Raw genomic sequence first — 17,876 nt, forward strand, 5'->3', positions numbered from 1 at the left:
GTAGTTATTTATAGTTTGCGAATTGGGATAATTGATATTCTTTTACTTGTTCTCCATTCAATTTCTTCCTGTTGTTCGTTGGTGATGACAAGGAGGTTGTCGCAGTGGAGTTCTTCGGCGGCTTCAACAAGGGCATCAAGTTCGCGTTTACGGGTTTTCTCGGAGGTCATGTCATAGCATACTTGGATTAATTGCTCTACCTTTGTCCCTTTGCGGGTAACGAAGTCGATCTCCTTGTCGTTGCGTGTACGGTAATAGAATAGCGTTTGACCGGGAGTATAGCCACGGCGCAACAGTTCTACAAACACTTGATTTTCCAACAATCTGCCGAGATTTTCGCTAAGGTTGAAAGCCGTGCTTTGTACAAATCCGTTGTCAACAACATATACCTTTTTCGGTGCTTTGTTCATCAATTTCAGTTTGTTGTTAAAGCGGGGCAAATAGAAGAAAAGATATGGCTCGTTTAGATAGTCGCAATATTTCTTTGTCGTGGTCACGCTTGAAAGCCCAAGTTCTACCGCAAGGTCGTTGGCTGAAATCGGATTGCAGAAATTTGATAGCAGATATGTGGCAAGGTCGTATAAATCGGTCGTGTTTCGTACTTTATGGCGTTTGGCAACATCTTTCAGCAGAATTGAATCAAACAGCGTTGAAAGATAACTTTTGGTAATACTCCGGGTCGGGATAGTTTCCGGGTATCCACCGTTGCGCATATAATCGTCGGTCAGCATTATCGCCTGTACGGAATGTTCCTCAAGCAGCGGATTGACATTTTTCCAGCTCATTGTTTCTTCAAGGCTGAAAGGCAACATTTCAATCTGAATATAACGCCCTGTTAAAACGGTTGCCATTTCGCGGCTCAACATTTTGGCGTTGCTGCCCGTGATTATCAAGTTCTTCCCACGACGATAGAGTTTGCCAATCCACAAATCCCAGTCGGGAAGATTCTGGACTTCATCAAGCAGCATGAAATCATAACCGGGATAGACATCATCAAGTGCTGACATAACCAAATCCTCATCCCACTTTTCAAGCAGTTGGCTGTCATCGAAATTGAGATAGGCGAAATTCCGACCTTGCAACATAAGCAGGGCAAAAACCGATTTTCCAACGCGACGAGGTCCAGTTATAAGTTTGATAAGCGGATTTTGCAGCAGTTCTTCAGCGTCATATTTGGTATGACGCTGTTGGTAGGGGCGTGACATAAGTTCATCACGTTCTGCCCGCTGATTGAGTATCGTTGTTTTCATCGCAATCTGTTTTAGACTGCAAATATAGTAGTTTTTATTCAATAAAATCACTGTATTGGATAAAATAAGTGGTATTTTATCCAATACAAGCATATCGTTGGTTATCTTAGCATGATATCAGGTGGTGTAATGTACCACAAACCGTTGATTGTAATACGGGCATGAATGGGTACTAAACCATTCTTTTTTATCTTGTCTTTTTTCAGGTAAAACAATACGCTGAATGTACTCTTTTCATTCTTCATAATCTCACTTTTTTTAGATTGCAAAACTAATTTTAATCACTGAAAATGAGATAAATAGAGTATAGACAAATCACGTCAAAAGTAAGCCATTTTCCGACAATCGTACCCCCTAATCGTTTTTTGGGGAAGGGGGTACGATTTGGATACTCAACCGTGTCTTTTCGTGCCCCTTTTTTTGGGTCACCTGCAAAACCCTGTGTTTTCTTTCTTTTCTTCCCTTTCAAAGTCGTACATTTGCAAAATACTTAAATGAAATTCCTTATGAACCCTTATTTTCAGTTAGCTCAATATATCCTTCCGGGTGAGTTATTCACCCATTTTGAATTATGTCGTGTCGAGGAAGTTGGTTCCGAACTCCATCTTTATCTTGAAGAGAAAAATCTTCCACCGGATTCCGATGTTGATTTGCAGCCCAATGGTTTCCATGAAGAGTCCTGTATTCGTGACTTTCCTATCCGCAATCATAAAGTGACTCTTCATGTACGTCGTCGTCGCTGGAAAAGTGCTGAAGGTAAAAGCGTTTCCAAAGACTGGAAATTAGTAGCAGAAGGTACCCGCCACTCACCTGAGTTTGCGGCTTTTTTAAAAGGATTGCTTGGAGAAATACCCGATTACGGGCCGCTCTCTTGAGAAATACTTCTATATTGACGGTGATCAGTTCGAGCGGCAATACAAAGAGTATTTGAGTGATTTTAGGTCTTGGCCTCAGATAGATCATGCCTTGAATTGGCTTTTATTTGCTGAGAATCTGGGTCCATATTTGAGTATTGACGAGACTTCTCTTTCTAATGGTGAGCTATATACCATTGTGACCAACAAAGAAGCCCATGGACGAAAAGGCAGTATAGTAGCTATTGTGAAGGGTACAAAGTCTGAGGATGTCATCGAAGTGCTTGAGAAGATACCGGAAGAACAACTGCAAATAGTAAAGGAGGTTACGTTAGATTTGTCGGATAGCATGCGCAAGATTGTTCGCCGTTGCTTTACCGGAGCCATTCGTGTGATAGACCGTTTCCACGTACAGAAGTTGGCATGTGATGCGGTACAGGAAATACGTGTCGGTCATCGATGGGAAGCTATTCAGGCAGATACCGATGCACGGGAAGAAGCTAAAGGTATGGGAAATAAATATGAGCCTTTCCGCTTTGAAAATGGGGACACACGTAAGGAGTTGCTGATCAGGAGCAGATATTTACTTTTTAAGTCAGCAGAGAAATGGAGTGAGAGCCAGAAGGTGCGTGCCAGAATATTATTCAATGAATATCCGGATATTAAACGAGCCTATGGATTAAGCCACTCATTAAGAATGATATTCAACAAAAGGTCTATAAAAGCAGGAGCAAGAACGAATTTAGCTAAGTGGTATAGGGAAGTCGGAGAATCAGGATTTGACTCATTTAACACCATAGCCGCTACCATATACGAGCATAATGATGAAATTCTAAACTTTTATGAACGCAGATCAACCAATGCTGCCGCTGAATCATTCAATGCTAAGATCAAAGCATTTAGAGCCCGGCTCAGAGGAGTAGTGGATATTAAGTTCTTCTTGTTTAGGTTAGCAAAACTATATGCATAAACACAGGGTTTTGTGGATCAACGTAAAAATCTGAGGGGTTAAAATTCTAAATTGTTATCTTTGCCTCCAAATTAATTGATTATGGAATTAAACGGTTATCGCCTTCTTCTTCCTGAAGGCACTTTGGATTACTTTGACCTTGTTGATGTGAAGGAAAGCGTGAATGAAGTTGTTATTTACCTTGAAGAGAAGAATATTGTTCCCCAGAAGTATTCCGATCAGGATACAGAAAGCAAAGGTTTCTATGATCCTGTTGTCGTTCAAGACTTCCCCCTTCGTGGCAAGAAGGTCTTCCTTAACATTCGTCGCCGTCGCTGGATATTAAAAAAGAGTAATGAGTATATCTGCCGTAACTGGCGTATGGTAGCCGAAGGCACTCGTTTGACGCAAGATTTTGCGTCTTTTTTAAAAGAACTATATTGATAACTATCCGATCAGTTGCAAGCTATTAGGGATTTTATATGGAGTTGACGGAGAATTATTGGAGCGTCAATACCGTAACCATCTAAGCGATTACCTTAATTGGGATCAACTAGTCCATGCAGAGGATTGGTTGTTGTTCGAAAAGAATATCGGTGCTTATATCTGCATTGACGAGGTGGCTCTCTCGCGTGGAGAACTCTATACTGTACTGATCAATAAAGAAGCTCACGGTGGTAAAGGTAGTATTATCGCTATCATTAAGGGTACGGATGTCTGTACAGTCACCTCTGTTTTGCTTAAGTTATCCCGTCGTCGCCGTTACCAGGTGCGTGAGATAACCTTGGATATGGCTCCTAATATGGAACAGATTGCCCGGACTTGCTTTCCTGCGGCCAAGCGTGTTACCGATCGTTTTCATGTACAGAAATTAGCTTATGAAGCCGTTCAGGAGATGCGTGTGAAAGCTCGCTGGGAGGCTTTGGATGAAGAATCCACTCAGATTGCTTATGCAAAGGCCTGCGGAAAGATGTATCATGCCCCTGTTTTCGCTAATGGAGATACAAGGAAGCAATTGCTGGCAAGAAGTATTTATCTGCTTTACAAGAAGGAGTCATTATGGACCCAGTCTCAAAGAATACGAGCTGAAATTCTCTTCAAGGAATATCCCGATATAAAGAAAGGATATTATCTGGCTATGCGGTTAGGTTTAATCTATCATCAGTGTAAGTTTAAGGATATTGCTTTGACAAGGCTTGCAAGGTGGTATGATGAAGTGGATAAGTCAGGTTTCCTCACATTTGGAAGGGTGGCACGTTCTATACAAACACACTATCTGAATATTATCAACTTCTTTGAAAGGAGAGCAACCAATGCTGCAGCAGAGTCGTTCAATGCTAAGATCAAAGCATTCAGAGCACAGTTTAGAGGAGTTAGGGATAAGGCTTTCTTTTTATACAGACTAACTAGGTTATATGCATAAAATGAAAATCCCTCAGGTTTTTACGTTGATCCGTTTTGTGGGTGATCCAAAATATAGTGTATATAAAGAAAAAAGCGATTATCTGTTTTAGATAACCGCTTGATTTTCAAGTGATCCGCCTGGGGCTCGAACCCAGGACCCCAACATTAAAAGTGTTGTGCTCTACCTGCTGAGCTAGCGAATCAATCCTTATTTGCAAATCAGTTATTTCCTGATTGCGGGTGCAAAGGTAGTGACTTTTATTTAATCTGCAAGCATTTTGTGGAAAAAAGTGCTAATTATTTTTCTTCTTTATTGCTTGTCTCTTGATTATCAATAACTTCTACCTCATCATATTTTATTTGTTCTTTGTTGATAATAAAGCGTTGATAATAGGAAAGCATTAAAGTTGTGAGTGGCAAGGCGATGATCATGCCTAGCATTCCCATTAATGACCCCCAAATAGAGAGTGATAAAAGGATAATTGCAGGATTTAATCCTGTAATTTTTCCCATGATCTTAGGAACAAGTAGAGTATCTTGTATGGCTTGAACGATGACAAAAACTGCTAATGCACATGCTATGATAACCCAGAAGTTCTGTCCCGTATCGGCAGCTTTGAGGATGGCCAATATAATTGTAGGGAAAAAACCTATTATTTGCAAGTAAGGAACCATGTTCAGAGCACCGATGAAAAGTCCCAGGGCGATAGCCATTGGGAAATCGATAATTAGAAAACCAATACTGAAGAGAATTCCTACACAAAATGCTACAAGAGCTTGGCCGCGAAAATACTTGTTCATGCCGTTCTGTACATCGTAAACCAAATTAGAGGCAAACTTACGATATTTGTTGGGGAGCAGGTGCAACCATCCTTCGGCTATAACTTCATAATCCAATAATATGAAGATAACATATAATAGTATGATGAAAGAAGCAAAAATGCTGAAAATAATATTGAGAGACTCTGCCACTAAAGCCCACATCTTAGGAACCGTATCTTTGATAGCTGCAAGAATATTCTCCTCACTCAATAGACGGTTTAATGCTTGTAAGTCAATGTTCTCATGGATAAATTCAGAAAGCGTCTTGGGAACATTATTTCCTGCCCCATTGGTGAGGTAAGTAACTAAAAGATCATTCATCCTACTCATTTCTGTGATCATTGGTGGTACTAACAGATAGAATAAAGCAACTCCGACAACTGTAATCAAAAACAGAGCACAAAAAATGGATATAATCCGGCTCTTTAAACGTAATTTATATTGGAAGAATTTTACTAAAGGATAAATCATGTAGGCAATTAGCCAGGCAATGAAGAAAGGTAATAACACTCCGCTTAAACGTTGTACCAACATTAATATTCCTATTGCTAAAGCCAATCCGATAGAGCCACGTATAAAACTGTCAAATGTAATCTTCTTCCTTTCCATATCTGTTCTTATTGAGATTATACTTGTTTATCTTTCTCTAATGCCTGAAGATAACATTCTCTGCATAAAGGTTCATATTCTGCGGTCTCACCTAAAAGAACTTGTTTGTCATTTTTCACTGTACGGTGAGAGAAGGAGGCTAGCTGACCACATTTTACACAGATTGCATGTACCTTAGAAACCTCATCGGCAATAGCGCATAATTGAGGCATCGGACCGAATGGATTTCCTTTAAAGTCCATATCCAATCCTGCGATGATCACACGAATACCATTGTTGGCAAGTTGATTACATACGTCAACCAGACCATTATCAAAGAATTGTGCTTCGTCAATGCCGACAACATCTATTTCGGAAGTGAACAATAGAATACTAGCCGATGAGTCGATGGGGGTAGATGCAATAGAATGACTGTCGTGGGAAACAACTTCTTCTTTGGAGTAACGTGTGTCAATGGCAGGTTTGAATATCTCTACACGCTGCTTGGCAAATTGTGCTCTCTTCATTCTTCGAATCAGCTCTTCCGTTTTCCCTGAAAACATAGAACCGCAAATAACTTCTATTCTACCTCTTCTTCTAGTTTCTAGTATGTGATCTTCTGAAAATAAAACCATGTGATTTTGTGTTATCTTTGTTAAATGAATATGTGTACAAAGGTAATATAACCTTGGAAATTTCATTGTTAAAGGAGAAGTTTTTATTTTTCGTATTCCTTTATTAAGCTGGTGGTAAGAAACTAAGATTGGTATATCTACTGTAAGATATCTCCGATATTTTACTAGAAAATCTCCATATATATGTTTAAGTGAAGCTTTTAAAGCAGAATCTCTTATATATAAGAACTGTTAAATTATTCTTTATTTTAAGTTATTGCACAATTTATTTCTAAATTCGCATAATAAATTAATGATAAAGGGACATGAAACAGAAACTATTGGCAGATATAGAGTTGGATGTTCAGGAGTTGAAATGCCTTATGAAGTCATTTTCTCAGGAACCAAACTCGACTTTAACAGAATTGTTGAAGCGTAATATCCTGCAAATGCAAGGGCGCTTGGAACAACTGCTACAAGAATTAGATTCTGATCGGGAAACTCCCTTGACTTCTATAGCCACAGAAAAGACTGAGAAAAGTTTTGTTCCTGTTATAGAGCATTCCGATGTTAAAGAAGACGTTTCTATCACAAAGAATGCTTTGGTTGAAGAATCGCCTGTTATTAAAGAAACGGTAAAGGAAATAACAACAACCTTAACGGAAGAAGTTACAGTAACAGAGACGAGAAACGAAGAACTCCCTGTTGTGAAAGAATTTTTTGTTGTTGAAAGACCTCGGATAAAAGAACAGACACAAGTGAAAGTGGCTGGACAATCTCAAATAACAGAGCAATCTCAAAAAACAGGGCAGATTGAGGTAATAGAGCCGTCACAAGTGGCAGAACGACCTCAAACAGCAGAACAATCATATGTGGATGAGCAACCTCAAATAGCAAAAGAACTTCCAAAAACAGAAGAATCTCATAAAGCAGCAGAAAGTAGTATAGAGACAGAATCTCTGACCGAGGAAGAACTATCTGTACAAGAAGCTCCTGTAACAGAGAGTGTTCTTATTTACGAAAAGGTAGAAGAGAGAGCACAAATTATCATGGAAGAGCAAAGTAACATACCCGTTCTGAAGGATGAAATTAAAACTTCTGTTTTGGGAGAAAGCATAAAAATATCGAAAGGTTTACGTTCTTCTATAAGTCTGAATGACTCTTTCCGCTTTTCGCGTGAATTGTTTGACGGAGACAGTAGCTTGATGAATCGTGTCATTGAACAAATATCGGTAATGAGTTCTTATAAAGCAGCTATGGCTTTTCTTTCTTCGAAGGTTACTATCAATGAAGAGAATGAAGCTCATCATGATTTTCTGGAACTACTAAAAAAATATTTTAATCAATCAGCATAAGATATATGGGAAAGTTATATGTAGTGCCCACACCGGTAGGAAATTTGGAAGATATGACTTTTCGCGCTATTAAAGTGCTGAAAGAGGCCGATCTGATTTTAGCGGAAGATACACGTACTTCCGGAATCTTGTTGAAGCACTTTGAAATAAAGAATGCAATGCAATCTCATCATAAGTTTAATGAACATAAAACGGTGGAGAGCGTTGTTAATAGAGTAAAGGCTGGTGAAACAGTCGCACTGATATCGGATGCCGGTACGCCGGGGATCTCGGATCCCGGGTTTTTGGTAGTTCGTGAGTGTGTCCGTAACGGTATCGAAGTACAATGTCTTCCGGGAGCAACCGCTTTTGTTCCGGCGTTGGTAGCTTCGGGCTTGCCGAATGAAAAGTTTTGTTTCGAAGGTTTTCTTCCTCAGAAGAAAGGACGACAGACACGGTTGAAAGCACTGGTAGAAGAACGTCGGACGATGGTATTCTATGAATCCCCTCATCGTTTGTTGAAGACACTGACTCAGTTTGTTGAGTATTTCGGTGCGGAACGTCAGGCAACTGTATCGCGTGAAATATCCAAAATCCATGAAGAAACAGTGCGTGGAAGTTTGGCTGAATTGGTAGAACACTTTACCGCTACCGAACCGCGTGGCGAGATTGTGATAGTACTTGCAGGAATAGACATTTAAAATAACTTCATTTAAAAACGTAAAATGTAAACGTATGAAAAAGTTAGCAATTTTATTTGTATGCGCAGCTATATTAGCTTCGTGTGATGGCTTAAAGGGTGGAAGTAAAGACCTGAAAGCTGAAAATGACTCTCTATTAATGGAATTAACACAGCGTAATGCTGAATTGGATGATATGATGGGAATTTTCAATGAAGTCCAGGAAGGTTTTCGTAAGATCAATGCGGCTGAAAGTCGTGTGGATTTGCAGCGTGGTACTGTGACCGAAAATGCAATTAGTGCTAAACAACAGATTGCTTCTGATATAGAATTTATCACTAAGCAGATGGATGAAAACAGAACTCAGATTGAAAAATTGCAAGCACAGTTGAAAAATAGTAAATCTAACTCTGTTCAGTTGAAAAAGGCCGTAGAAGCTTTGACGGTAGAATTGAATGCTAAGCAGCAACGCATTGAAGAACTTCAAACCGAATTAGCTTCTAAGAATATCCGTATTCAGGAATTGGATGCGGCAGTTAGCGATTTGGCCGCTACTAAAGAAACTCTGACAGCAGAAAATGAGGCAAAAGCTAAGACCGTTGCTGAACAGGAAAAGATCCTGAATGCTGCATGGTTTGTGTTTGGTACCAAATCCGAATTGAAAGCTCAGAAGATTCTGGAAAGCGGAGATGTACTAAAGAGTGCAGATTTCAATAAAGACTACTTTACTCAGATCGACATTCGTACAACCAAAGAAATCAAGCTGTATTCTAAGCGTGCTGAGTTATTGACTGCTCATCCTGCAGGTTCTTACGAACTAGTTAAGGACGATAAAGGTCAGCTGACTTTGAAGATTACCAATCCTACTGATTTCTGGAGCGTATCAAAATACCTGGTTATCCTGGTAAAATAAGCTAGATAATCTTTATTTAATAGCCAATGTGCTGATACCTCGATGCCTGAGTAATCAGTACATTGGCTTTTTTATTTTCCATATCGATATAAAACTACTAATGAACTATAAGAATTTATTTTTTGATCTTGATGATACAATCTGGGCCTTCTCTCAGAATGCTCGTGAAACTTTTGAAGAAGTATACCATAACTATTCGTTGGATCGTTACTTTGATTCATTCAGCCAGTACTATATGCTTTATCAGCAACGGAACACCGAACTTTGGGTTGAATACGGTGATGGAAAGATAACGAAAGACGAGCTGAACCATCAGCGTTTTTTGTTTCCTCTTCAGTCGGTTGGAGTGAATGATGAGGCTTTAGCCAAGCAATTTTCAAAAGACTTTTTTGCGATTATTCCTACCAAGAGCGGTTTGATGCCATACGCACAGGAAGTATTGGAATATTTATCTCCTCGTTATAATATGTATATCCTTTCCAATGGTTTTCGTGAATTGCAATCACATAAAATGCGTTCGGCAGGAATCGATCATTATTTTAGAAAGGTGATTCTATCGGAAGATATAGGCGTGATGAAACCCTGGCCGGAAATCTTCAATTTTGCTTTATCCGCTACTCAATCCGATTTGTGCACTTCACTAATGATAGGGGATAGTTGGGAAGCTGATATAACCGGTGCATACGGGGTTGGAATGGCTCAGGTTTATTATAATGTAGCAAAGCGGACCTCTTTCCCTTTCTATCCTACCTATCAGATTCACTCTTTGAAAGAATTAATGGATTTATTGTAGTTTTTATGGATTAAGTCGTATTTTTGCTGCGTTTAATAACTGCATAAAAATACGATAAAATTATGGATGGTACGCTTCTTCCGTTCTTCTTGCTCTGTTTTACTTCGTTCTTCACACTGACTAATCCTTTGGGAACCATGCCCGTATTTCTCACCATGACACATGGAATGACAGATCAGGAACGTCGGGCAATTGTACGTCGGGCCACTTTTGTATCGTTTATAACGATTATGGTGTTTGTTTTTGCAGGGCAGTTCCTCTTTAAATTCTTTGGTATATCGACCAATGGTTTTCGTATTGCAGGAGGCGTTATTATCTTTAAAATAGGTTTTGACATGCTGCAAGCCCGTTATACACCGATGAAATTGAAGGACGAAGAAATCAAAACTTATGCTGACGATATCTCCATTACCCCTCTAGGGATACCGATGCTGTGTGGACCGGGTGCGATAGCCAATGCAATCGTATTGATGCAAGATGCAAATACCTTTGAGATGAAAGGAGTTCTAATTGGAACCATTGCCTTGATCTATCTCGTTACTTATTTCATTCTCCGCGCTTCTACACGTTTGGTGAATGTGTTGGGAGAAACTGGCAATAATGTAATGATGCGTTTGATGGGGTTGATTCTGATGGTAATTGCAGTAGAATGTTTTGTGAGTGGAGCAAAACCAATATTAACCGATATTGTAAAAGATGGAATGTTGGGAATGATTCAATAACGTTTTTGCAAATAGTGAGGCTTATTCTTTTTTATTAATTATACAGAGCTACAACTAATTTGTTCATAGTATTAATTCAAAATTAAAAGTATGGGAAAAATTAGCTATACTCTTGTATATAACCGCAAAAAGAAGTTGAATAGGAAGGGCAATGCACTTGTACAGGTAGAAGCCTATCTGAATAGACGGAAGGTTTATTTTTCAACCAGGGTTTATCTCCGACCTGAACAATGGGATCCTAAAAGAAGGATGGTGAAAGATCATCCTAATAAAGAAGCTTTAAATCGCATGCTCTATGGACTTGTGGGTACCCTCGAACAAAAGGAACTGGAACTTTGGCAGCAGGGAAAAACAATTTCGTTGGAGTTACTAAAGGATACGGTAAGCAGTTCGGCAATAGACAGGAAAAAATCCTTTCTGACATTTGTCAAAGAAGAAATAAAAAACTCTTCGTTAAAAGAATGTACCAAACAAAACCATCTCTCTACTCTCCGGCTGTTGCAGGAATTTAAAAAAGATATTCACTTTGCTGATTTAACCTTTGAGTTCATTTCTTCATTTGATAATTTTCTTCAGTCGAAAGGATACCATATTAATACAATAGCCAAACACATGAAACATGTGAAACGCTACGTGAATGTGGCTATCAATAAAGAATACATGGATATCCGAAAATATGCTTTCAGGAAATATAAAATAAAAAACGTGGAAGGAAAACACACGCATTTATCTCCGGAAGAACTTCGTAAGATAGAAAATCTGAAGTTGGAAGGGCGGTTCAAAAAGTTACAGCATGTTAAGGATGCTTTTTTATTCTGCTGTTATGCAGGATTGCGTTATTCCGATTTTGTAAATCTCACAGCAGCTAATGTTGTGGAACTTTATCAGGAGACATGGTTGATTTATAAATCCGTTAAAACCAAGATCGAGGTACGTCTTCCGCTCTATCTACTATTTGGAGGAAAAGGACTTCTGGTGTTAGAACGTTACAAAGATATCCTCAATGATTTTTTCCGATTGGAAGATAATTCAAATGTGAATAAAGAATTGAATGCATTGGCTAAACTGGCGGGAGTAGATAAACATATTTCTTTTCATACCGCCCGTCATACCAATGCCACTTTGCTTATTTATAACGGAACCAATATAACGACCGTACAGAAACTACTCGGACATAAGAGTGTGAAAACGACTCAGGTTTACACGAATATAATGGATATTACCATTGTGCGTGATTTGGAACGGACCACTCTTTTGGGCGGCGAGTGATATGAAAAACAAGACCTGCGAAGTGTGAAAATAAGAGGAATGCAACAATGTCCTCTTTTTTTTTGTTATATTTGCCGCCATATTTTTTATAGAACAGAAGAAATGAAAGAATTTGTAATCTCCGAAGCCCAGGTTGAAACAGCTGTACTGGTGGGACTCATCACTCAAACGCAGGATGAGCGTAAGACCACTGAGTATCTGGACGAACTGGCTTTCCTTGCCGAGACGGCTGGGGCGGAAGTAGTGAAACGATTTACGCAGAAGTTGCCGACCGCTAATTCGGTGACCTATGTTGGAACAGGTAAACTGAATGAGATAAAAGAATATATTTTGCATGAAGCCGAAGAAGAACGTGAAGTAGGAATGGTGATCTTTGATGATGAGCTTTCCGCTAAACAGATTCGTAATATTGAGGCTGAACTGAAAGTAAAGATACTCGACCGTACTTCTCTGATTCTTGATATATTTGCAATGCGTGCGCAGACAGCTAATGCTAAGACGCAGGTAGAGCTTGCCCAATACAAATATATGTTGCCCCGTTTGCAACGATTGTGGACGCACTTGGAACGCCAGGGAGGTGGTTCCGGAGGCGGAAGTGGTAAAGGTGGTTCTGTAGGTCTTCGCGGACCGGGTGAAACACAGCTCGAGATGGACCGTCGTATCATCTTAAACCGTATGTCATTGTTGAAAGAACGTCTGGCTGAGATAGATAAGCAGAAATCAACTCAACGGAAAAATCGTGGGCGGATGATTCGTGTTGCTTTGGTAGGTTATACCAATGTAGGAAAATCGACCATTATGAATTTGTTGTCAAAAAGTGAGGTGTTTGCAGAGAATAAACTGTTTGCGACACTGGACACGACGGTCCGTAAAGTCATTATTGATAACCTGCCGTTCTTATTGTCCGATACAGTCGGATTTATTCGTAAATTGCCAACGGATCTGGTAGATTCTTTTAAATCGACACTCGATGAAGTGCGCGAGGCTGACTTGTTGCTGCATGTTGTCGATATTTCTCATCCGGGATTTGAAGAACAGATAGAAGTGGTGAATAAAACGCTTGCCGATATCGGTGGTTCCGGAAAACCTATGATTCTTATATTTAATAAAATAGACGCCTATACCTACGTGGAGAAAGCGTCGGACGACCTTACCCCCAGAACAAAGGAAAACTTAACACTCGAAGAACTGATGAAGACGTGGATGGCTAAGATGGAGGATAATTGCCTCTTTATTTCCGCCCGCGAGCGAATCAATATAGACGAACTGAAAAGTGTTGTATATCAACGAGTGAAAGAATTGCACGTTCAGAAATACCCCTATAACGATTTTCTTTATCAGATCTACGAAGAGGAAGAGTAATTAATCGAATGTACCGCTTTGCAAATTGGGGAAGGCGGTACATAATTTGTATCTATATGAAAGATTATCGTAGACTGACTGAAGACGAGGTGCTTCAGCTAAAGAGCCAGTCGTGTCTGGCTGATGATTGGGGGAATGTGCTGGTTGCCGAAGGTTTTAATAGTGAATATGTTCATCACACTCGATTCTCGGGCGAAGTGAAGCTAGGTGTGTTCGACGCCGAATTTACCTTGCCGGGAGGAATCAAAAAGCACTCGGGATTACGGCATGTTACTTTGCATAATGTAGTGGTAGGGGATAACTGCTGCATTGAGAACATCCAAAACTACATTGCAAACTATGAGATTGGGAATGATACTTTTATTGAGAATGTAGATATCATTCTGGTAGACGGGTTGAGCACTTTTGGTAATGGGGTAGAAGTTGCCGTCCTAAATGAAACCGGTGGTCGGGAAGTGTTGATAAACGATAAGCTGTCAGCTCATCAGGCGTATATAATGGCTTTGTATCGCCATCGTCCGGAACTGATCAATCGGATGAAATCGATAACGGATTATTATTCCAACAAACATGCTGCTACTGTGGGAAGTATAGGAGATCATGTAATGATTCTTAATACAGGGTCCATTAAAAACGTTCGTATCGGTGATTATTCGCATATTTGCGGAACCTGTCGTCTGACCAATGGAAGTATCAACAGTAATGTGACAGCTCCTGTACGGATCGGTCATGGGGTGATTTGTGATGACTTTATCATTTCTTCCGGTTCTCATGTGGATGATGGATCAATGCTGACCCGTTGTTTTGTTGGGCAGTCTTGTAAGTTAGGACATAATTATTCTGCTTCCGAATCTTTGTTTTTCAGTAATTGTCAAGGAGAGAATGGTGAAGCCTGTGCAATCTTTGCAGGTCCTTTTACAGTGACACATCATAAGTCTACTTTACTGATTGCCGGAATGTTTTCGTTTATGAATGCAGGTTCGGGATCTAATCAGAGTAATCATATGTATAAGTTGGGACCTATTCATCAGGGAACGATGGAAAGGGGTGCTAAGACAACTTCTGATTCATACATTTTATGGCCGGCACGTGTCGGAGCTTTTTCTCTGGTGATGGGACGTCATGTGAATCATGCGGATACTTCTAATCTTCCTTTTTCTTACTTGATTGAGCAACGGAATACTACTTATCTGGTTCCGGGAGTGAACCTGCGAAGTGTCGGGACCATTCGTGACGCCCAGAAGTGGCCGAAGCGTGATAAACGAAAAGATCCGAATCGTCTGGATTATATAAATTATAATCTTCTGAGTCCGTATACTATTCAGAAGATGTTCAAAGGACGTTCTATTTTAAAAGATCTTAGACGGGTATCCGGTGAAACGTCTGAAACATATTCTTTTCAGAGTGCAAAAATAAAGAATTCTTCTCTGAATAATGGGATACGTTTCTATGAGATTGCCATTCATAAATTCCTGGGTAACTCTATTATTAAACGTCTGGAAGGTATCAACTTTCAGAGTAATCAGGAGATACGCCAGCGGTTGAAGCCGGATACCGAAATAGGTAAGGGTGAATGGGTGGATATTTCCGGATTGATAGCTCCTAAGAGTGAGATCGACAGACTGTTGGATGGTATTGAAAGTGGTTCGATAAATCGTTTAAAGTCAATAAATGCTTGTTTCTCTGAGATGCATGAGAACTATTATACCTATGAGTGGAGTTGGGCTTATGATAAGATTCAGGAATTTTATGGACTGAATCCGGAAACTATTACTGCCCAAGACGTGATTTGTATTGTGAAATCTTGGAAAGAAGCAGTTGTTGGTCTAGATAAAATGGTGTATGAAGACGCCAAGAAAGAATTCTCTCTTTCTTCCATGACCGGATTCGGTGCTGATGGTTCGCATGATGAGATGAAGCAGGATTTTGAACAAGTTCGCGGGGATTTCGAAAGTAATACGTTTGTGACGGCAGTACTGAAACATATTGAAGACAAAACAGCCTTGGGTGATGAACTTATCAAAAGGATTGAGCATATTGAAGAGTAACTCTTAGATTCTTTGAAGAAACATATTCATTGAATAATGTATATTCATATTGGGCTGAAAGACTATATGTATAAATTAGGCTTTCAGCCCATGTTTTATCAATCGGATTTCCATTGGGATTATATATGGATGAATTTTAATCATCCGGTTTTTATACTACATAGAGTTTTTAAAAGTGATTTTTATCTGCAACTTGCACCAAATTGCATGTATCTTCCTGATAAATAGGAATTTGATGGTGTGCAAGATACGGTGGCAGATCGGTTGCAGATACTTCATCTGCAACAGTCGTTTTTCTTTTTATTTCAGAATATTGAACCTATCAAAGTAGTCGCTTTGTCCGTTCTACCAACTGTTTCAACTGCTTGAATTAACTGTTCAGAGCTTCCAAACAAAGTGTTTTGTTGCTTGAAACAGTTTGTTTCCCTATTTGGAACACTTTGTTTTCCTACTTGGAACACTTTGTTTCAAGTAATAGAACACTTTGTTTCAACTAACCGAAACTAATTGAAACAACCGGGTTCTCCGTTATTCATTCTTAATTCTTCATTTTTCCTTCCACATTCTTCATTCATATTTATTACCTTTGCCTCACTAACTAATATTACGTAATAAAATAAGAAACTTATGGCAACACCTCCGTTTAAGTATCAGCCCATGTTTGAAAAGGGGAAAGATACAACTGAGTATTATCTGCTTACAAAAGACTATGTATCAGTAAGCGAGTTTGAAGGCAATCCTATCCTGAAAGTGGAGAAAGAAGGTTTGACTGCGATGGCTAATGCGGCTTTTCGTGATGTGTCATTTATGCTTCGTCGTTCGCATAACGAACAAGTTGCTAAGATTCTTAGTGATCCCGAAGCTAGTGAAAACGATAAATATGTGGCACTGACTTTTCTCCGTAATGCAGAAGTGGCTGCTAAAGGAGTATTACCTTTTTGTCAGGACACCGGTACGGCAATTATTCATGGTGAAAAAGGACAGCAGGTATGGACAGGTTTCTGCGATGAAGAAGCTCTTTCATTAGGTGTTTATAAAACCTATACGGAAGAAAATCTTCGTTATTCGCAAAACGCACCTCTTAATATGTATGATGAGGTAAATACAAAATGTAACCTTCCTGCACAGATTGATATCGAAGCTACCGAAGGCATGGAATATGAATTCCTTTGTGTAACGAAGGGCGGTGGTTCTGCAAATAAAACTTATCTGTATCAGGAGACAAAAGCTATTTTGAATCCTAGCACATTGGTTCCTTTTTTGGTGGAGAAGATGAAAACATTGGGTACTGCGGCTTGTCCGCCTTACCACATCGCTTTTGTCATTGGTGGAACTTCGGCTGAAAAGAACTTGCTGACTGTAAAATTGGCTTCTACTCATTTTTATGATAATTTGCCGACTACAGGAAATGAATTCGGTCGCGCTTTCCGTGATGTTGAATTGGAAAAACAGGTGTTGGAAGAAGCTCATAAGATTGGTTTAGGTGCGCAATTCGGTGGTAAATATCTTGCTCACGATGTTCGCATCATCCGTTTACCTCGTCATGGTGCTTCTTGTCCGGTAGGTTTGGGCGTATCTTGCTCGGCTGACCGTAACATTAAGTGTAAGATTAATAAAGAAGGTATTTGGATCGAAAAGCTAGACTCTAATCCGGGTAGCCTGATACCTGCGGAACTGCGTCAGGCTGGCGAGGGTGATGCTGTCAAGATCGACTTGAATCGTCCGATGCCCGAGATTCTGAAAGAACTTACTAAATATCCGGTAGCTACCCGTCTGTCATTGAATGGAACTATTATCGTAGGTCGTGACATTGCTCATGCTAAACTGAAAGAACGTTTGGATCGTGGCGAAGATCTGCCTCAATATATCAAAGATCATCCTATTTACTACGCAGGTCCGGCAAAAACTCCGGAAGGTATGGCTTGTGGTTCAATGGGACCGACTACAGCCGGACGTATGGACCCGTATGTAGATCTGTTTCAGGAACATGGAGGTAGCATGATTATGCTTGCAAAAGGTAATCGTAGCCAACAGGTAACCGATGCTTGTAAGAAACATGGTGGTTTCTACTTAGGTTCTATCGGTGGACCGGCTGCTATTCTTGCTCAAAACAATATCAAGAGCATAGAATGTGTGGAATATCCTGAATTGGGTATGGAAGCTATCTGGAAAATTGAAGTGGAAGATTTCCCGGCATTTATCTTGGTTGATGACAAGGGTAATGACTTCTTCAAGCAAATCAAACCTCGTTGCACTTTAAACGGTAGTAAGTAA

Annotated in this window: 15 protein-coding genes, 1 tRNA gene and 2 pseudogenes; 13 read left to right on the forward strand and 5 right to left on the reverse strand. The window is 39.8% G+C overall.

Going from position 1 to position 17,876, the window contains the following annotated elements:
• Positions 1–8 precede the first annotated feature (8 nt).
• Together CZ225_RS04585 and CZ225_RS23215 are read right to left on the reverse strand one after the other, a co-directional pair.
• The gene (locus tag CZ225_RS04585; RefSeq protein WP_077153134.1) at positions 9–1,250 is read right to left on the reverse strand and encodes an ATP-binding protein; all 1,242 of its coding nucleotides are present in this window, start codon (positions 1,248–1,250) and stop codon (positions 9–11) included.
• A 140-nt stretch (positions 1,251–1,390) separates the two neighbouring features.
• Positions 1,391–1,495: pseudogene (locus tag CZ225_RS23215) on the reverse strand (site-specific integrase); the annotation flags it as partial.
• 261 nt (positions 1,496–1,756) lie between these two features.
• Here CZ225_RS23215 and CZ225_RS04590 point away from each other — a divergent pair.
• The 4 genes from CZ225_RS04590 (at position 1,757) to CZ225_RS04605 (ending at position 4,476) form a co-directional block, all read left to right on the forward strand.
• Positions 1,757–2,125 carry an ISAon1 family transposase N-terminal region protein gene (locus CZ225_RS04590; RefSeq protein ID WP_077155688.1) on the forward strand — a complete coding sequence of 123 codons (369 nt, stop codon included), beginning with the start codon at positions 1,757–1,759 and terminating at the stop codon, positions 2,123–2,125.
• Positions 2,091–3,074: an ISAon1 family transposase gene (locus CZ225_RS04595; protein WP_077153135.1), complete on the forward strand. Its 984-nt coding sequence runs from the start codon at positions 2,091–2,093 to the stop codon at positions 3,072–3,074. Before CZ225_RS04590 ends, CZ225_RS04595 begins: the two co-directional genes overlap by 35 nt.
• 81 nt (positions 3,075–3,155) lie before the next feature.
• On the forward strand, positions 3,156–3,497 hold the full coding sequence (locus CZ225_RS04600; RefSeq protein WP_077153136.1) for an ISAon1 family transposase N-terminal region protein: 342 nt from the start codon (positions 3,156–3,158) through the stop codon (positions 3,495–3,497).
• Positions 3,498–3,507: 10 nt separating this feature from the next.
• Entirely contained in the window at positions 3,508–4,476 is a 969-nt protein-coding gene (locus tag CZ225_RS04605) for an ISAon1 family transposase (protein ID WP_449374844.1), read from the forward strand.
• A 111-nt stretch (positions 4,477–4,587) separates the two neighbouring features.
• Here the strand turns inward: CZ225_RS04605 and CZ225_RS04610 are convergent.
• From CZ225_RS04610 to CZ225_RS04620, 3 genes are all read right to left on the reverse strand, one after another.
• Positions 4,588–4,660: transfer RNA gene (locus CZ225_RS04610), tRNA-Lys, on the reverse strand.
• 94 nt (positions 4,661–4,754) lie between these two features.
• Complete coding sequence (locus tag CZ225_RS04615) at positions 4,755–5,888, reverse strand: AI-2E family transporter (RefSeq protein WP_077153138.1); 1,134 nt, start codon at positions 5,886–5,888, stop codon at positions 4,755–4,757.
• A gap of 17 nt (positions 5,889–5,905) precedes the next feature.
• On the reverse strand, positions 5,906–6,502 hold the full coding sequence (locus CZ225_RS04620; RefSeq protein WP_077153139.1) for a thymidine kinase: 597 nt from the start codon (positions 6,500–6,502) through the stop codon (positions 5,906–5,908).
• A 1,070-nt stretch (positions 6,503–7,572) separates the two neighbouring features.
• Between CZ225_RS04620 and CZ225_RS24835 the strand changes: the two are divergent.
• From CZ225_RS24835 to CZ225_RS04670, 9 genes and pseudogenes are all read left to right on the forward strand, one after another.
• Positions 7,573–7,836, forward strand: a pseudogene (locus tag CZ225_RS24835) (hypothetical protein); the annotation flags it as partial.
• A 5-nt stretch (positions 7,837–7,841) separates the two neighbouring features.
• Positions 7,842–8,516 (forward strand): 16S rRNA (cytidine(1402)-2'-O)-methyltransferase, encoded by a 675-nt coding sequence (gene rsmI, locus CZ225_RS04630; RefSeq protein WP_077153140.1) that lies wholly within the window; start codon positions 7,842–7,844, stop codon positions 8,514–8,516.
• Positions 8,517–8,550: 34 nt separating this feature from the next.
• Positions 8,551–9,408, forward strand: coding sequence for a Cbp1 family collagen-binding glycoprotein adhesin (locus CZ225_RS04635; protein ID WP_077153141.1), 858 nt, complete (start codon positions 8,551–8,553; stop codon positions 9,406–9,408).
• Positions 9,409–9,508: 100 nt separating this feature from the next.
• The gene (locus tag CZ225_RS04640) at positions 9,509–10,201 is read left to right on the forward strand and encodes a YjjG family noncanonical pyrimidine nucleotidase (RefSeq protein WP_077153142.1); all 693 of its coding nucleotides are present in this window, start codon (positions 9,509–9,511) and stop codon (positions 10,199–10,201) included.
• Positions 10,202–10,263: 62 nt separating this feature from the next.
• Complete coding sequence (locus CZ225_RS04645) at positions 10,264–10,923, forward strand: MarC family protein (RefSeq protein WP_077153143.1); 660 nt, start codon at positions 10,264–10,266, stop codon at positions 10,921–10,923.
• Positions 10,924–11,013: 90 nt separating this feature from the next.
• A complete protein-coding gene (locus CZ225_RS04650) occupies positions 11,014–12,192 on the forward strand; it encodes a site-specific integrase (protein ID WP_077153144.1) in 1,179 nt (392 codons plus the stop codon).
• A gap of 102 nt (positions 12,193–12,294) precedes the next feature.
• Positions 12,295–13,554: a GTPase HflX gene (gene hflX, locus CZ225_RS04655; protein WP_077155690.1), complete on the forward strand. Its 1,260-nt coding sequence runs from the start codon at positions 12,295–12,297 to the stop codon at positions 13,552–13,554.
• A gap of 56 nt (positions 13,555–13,610) precedes the next feature.
• Positions 13,611–15,602, forward strand: a complete 1,992-nt coding sequence (locus CZ225_RS04660) for a DUF4954 family protein (RefSeq protein ID WP_077153145.1) — start codon at positions 13,611–13,613, stop codon at positions 15,600–15,602.
• 627 nt (positions 15,603–16,229) lie between these two features.
• The gene (locus CZ225_RS04670; RefSeq protein WP_077153147.1) at positions 16,230–17,876 is read left to right on the forward strand and encodes a fumarate hydratase; all 1,647 of its coding nucleotides are present in this window, start codon (positions 16,230–16,232) and stop codon (positions 17,874–17,876) included.

Source organism: Bacteroides bouchesdurhonensis (assembly GCF_900155865.1).
Lineage (GTDB): Bacteria > Bacteroidota > Bacteroidia > Bacteroidales > Bacteroidaceae > Bacteroides > Bacteroides bouchesdurhonensis.